Annotated in this window: 2 protein-coding genes and 1 pseudogene; 1 reads left to right on the plus strand and 2 read right to left on the minus strand. The window is 70.9% G+C overall.

Features of this window, described 5'->3' with window-relative positions; translation table 11 throughout:
* Positions 1-185 precede the first annotated feature (185 nt).
* Positions 186-563, plus strand: coding sequence for a hypothetical protein (locus VIB55_RS01520; RefSeq protein WP_331874894.1), 378 nt, complete (start codon positions 186-188; stop codon positions 561-563).
* Positions 564-644: 81 nt separating this feature from the next.
* Here VIB55_RS01520 and VIB55_RS01525 read toward each other — a convergent pair whose 3' ends face one another.
* Together VIB55_RS01525 and VIB55_RS01530 are read right to left on the minus strand one after the other, a co-directional pair.
* Complete coding sequence (locus VIB55_RS01525) at positions 645-1,442, minus strand: hypothetical protein (protein ID WP_331874895.1); 798 nt, start codon at positions 1,440-1,442, stop codon at positions 645-647.
* A pseudogene (locus VIB55_RS01530) lies at positions 1,439-2,536 on the minus strand (hypothetical protein); the annotation flags it as partial. The gene VIB55_RS01525 and the pseudogene VIB55_RS01530, both read right to left, overlap by 4 nt.

Below are 2,536 nucleotides of genomic sequence, written 5' to 3' on the forward strand. Positions count from 1 at the left end.
ATCAAGCGTGCGTCGAGAGTGGCGGATCAGGGATCGGGCTCCGGCGAGGCGGCGCGACTGGCCCCACCGCCGACCGCACGGATGACACCTTCGGGATGGCGCCGACCAAGTGATACGACCACATTGCCGCACCATCCCTGATTGCCGCAGACGCAAGATCCTTCTCACGCCCCAGGAGCGACATCATGCGCATTCCCGCTACACGCGTTCTCATCCTGGCATTCTGTGCTGCCGCGTGTGGCCCTCGCGACGCTGGGAGCGGCGCCGAACGCGCGGAACGCGCGGAACGCGCGGACTCGGCCATTGCGGGGGCGGATTCAGCCGTTGTCGTCCGCGAGCTGACACTGGGCGACCGTGGGTGCTACCTGCAGGTGGAGGCGGGCGGGGTGCGCCGAGAGGAGATCGGGGCGATGGAGCTGTGCGAGCGCGCCGACCTCGTGGGGCGAACGGTGCGCCTGGGCCGAGCCCCCGGGGCGGTGCCCGCGATGTCGTGCCAGGGCGACCCGGAGTGCGCGCAGAGTGACACGGTAATGCTGGTGCACCGAGTGGATGTCGTGCCCTGACCGCGCGGCCACGCTCGTTCGCCCGTCTCAGGAGGGCGGCACCGGCCATGCCTGCAGGCCGGTCGTCCGGCGCGGCCCTGGTCAGGGATGCGGGCCGGACGAATCGGCCGCTGGCGGGATGGGCGGAACGTCCTGGCAGATGATGGGGACGCCCTCCGCCTGCAGGGGCGCGGCGCGGCGGTCCAGCTTTGCCGCTTCGCCCAGCGTGGACAGGTGCAGGTTCAGCATCAGACGCGATACGCCACCGGGTGAACGGAGGCCGCGCTCCCGGGCCTGCGCTTCGTAGTCCGATGCCTGGTTGCTGATGCGCAGCGCCGATTCCAGCAGGTGGCGCATCATGCAGTGGAACGCGGGCGTGGCCTGCAACTGCTCGATCTCGCGTTCGATCACGGTCGATGCCGCCGGGAACCCGCCGGATCGGTAGGCCCCGTGGATCGTCCGGCGGATGCGGCGCGGGTCGCTGGGCGTGAACGACGAAAGCGGCGGCGGATCGGCGATGCGCTCGCGGAAGGCCGGCGTGTGCGCCATCGGCACGAAGTCGTCGCAGGTCACGCGGATGCCCGCCCGGAGGAAGCTCCTCGCGCGCCAGTCCACGTACCAGGCGACGGGGATGGCCAGCCGCTCGGTCCAGATCAGCCGCCGCGAGATGCCGCGCGACCGTCCGCCGGTCAGAGCGGAGTAGAGCGGCATCCGCTGGCGGTTCAGGTGCGCCGCCTCGCGCAGGTGGATCTCCATGCAGCGGGACGACGGCGCGTCGGCGGTGGCGGAATCCGTCGCGCCGACGCGGGATGAATCCGCCGACTGCGTCCATCCGGGCGCGGGGGCGCAGAGCGCGGCCGCGAGCAGCGCGAGGGAGAGGCACGCGCGAACCGCCATCATCCGAACGCGCGGATGTGCCACAGGTGCAGGGGCAGCACCAGCGCCATGGCCACGGCGGCGCTCAGCGTCTGCAGGCGTGCGTCCCACGGCTGCACCTTGGGCCAGGCGGGCAGGCGGCGCACGGACAGGTAGAGTGCCTGGCTGACCGTGCAGATCACGCCAGCGGCGAGCAGCCCCTCCACCGTCAGCCCGGTCGCGCCAACCGCCAAGCCGGCGGGAACGACGGCGAAGAAGCCCAGGATCGCACCGCTGGTCGCCAGGCTCGCCGCCGCCCGGCGGCGCCGCATGCCCACGTCGATCACGTGGGCCAGGATCACGATCATCAGCTGGGCCGCCACGACGCCCACGAACGGCACGTACAGGGGGTCCGGCGACGCGGGGCGGAGCCGTTCCGGGGCCAGCTTCTCCAATCCGCTGTTCAGAAAGAAGAGGCTGACGGGAACCAGCGCCACGTAGAACAGGCCACGGATGTGGTACGCCTGCGGCGCGTCCGGCGCCACGCGGCGCGAGGCGGCGAAGAAGCCGGCGAACCACAGCACCGCCAGCCCCGGCGCGATGGTCCACTCGCTGCCGCCCATCGCGTAGGCGCCGTACACGCCCAGCGCCAGCCCCATGGCGCTGCTCATGGCGACGAACCGATAGCGCCACGCCAGCAGCCCCACGAGCACGGTGATCACCAGCAGCGCCGCCAGCTGCCGCGCCACGAACCCCGCGGACTGCGGCGTCATGATGGAGAGCAGGAAGTACGTCGTCAGCGGCACCACCAGGTTGTCGCTCCCCTGGACGCTGATCCCCTCGAAGATGGTGACGGTCAGCGCGATCTGCGCCGCGATCAGCACGCTGGCGCCGCGGCCGATGTCCGTCAGCAGCAGCAGCGGCAGGTGCACGGCCAGGAAGGTTGTCAGGAAGAACGCGGCAGACCCCTCCAGGCTGCGCCGGTCCGTCTCCACCGCGTAGAATTGCCGTCCGTACTCCGTCCCCAACAGCGCGGCGAGGGTGTCCGACACCATCAGCACCAGCAGCGAGATCAGGTAGAAGACGGGCTCGTCCGCGGCGAGGAGGAAGACCAGGTAGATGGCGATCGGATAGTAGAT

This window comes from Longimicrobium sp. (genome assembly GCF_036554565.1).
Classification (GTDB): Bacteria; Gemmatimonadota; Gemmatimonadetes; order Longimicrobiales; family Longimicrobiaceae; genus Longimicrobium.

Coding starts and splice junctions, on each gene's coding strand:
- VIB55_RS01520 (WP_331874894.1), top strand. CDS start 186: ATGCGCATTCCCGCTACACGCGTTCTCATCCTGGCATTCTGTGCTGCC.
- VIB55_RS01525 (WP_331874895.1), bottom strand. CDS start 1,442: ATGATGGCGGTTCGCGCGTGCCTCTCCCTCGCGCTGCTCGCGGCCGCG.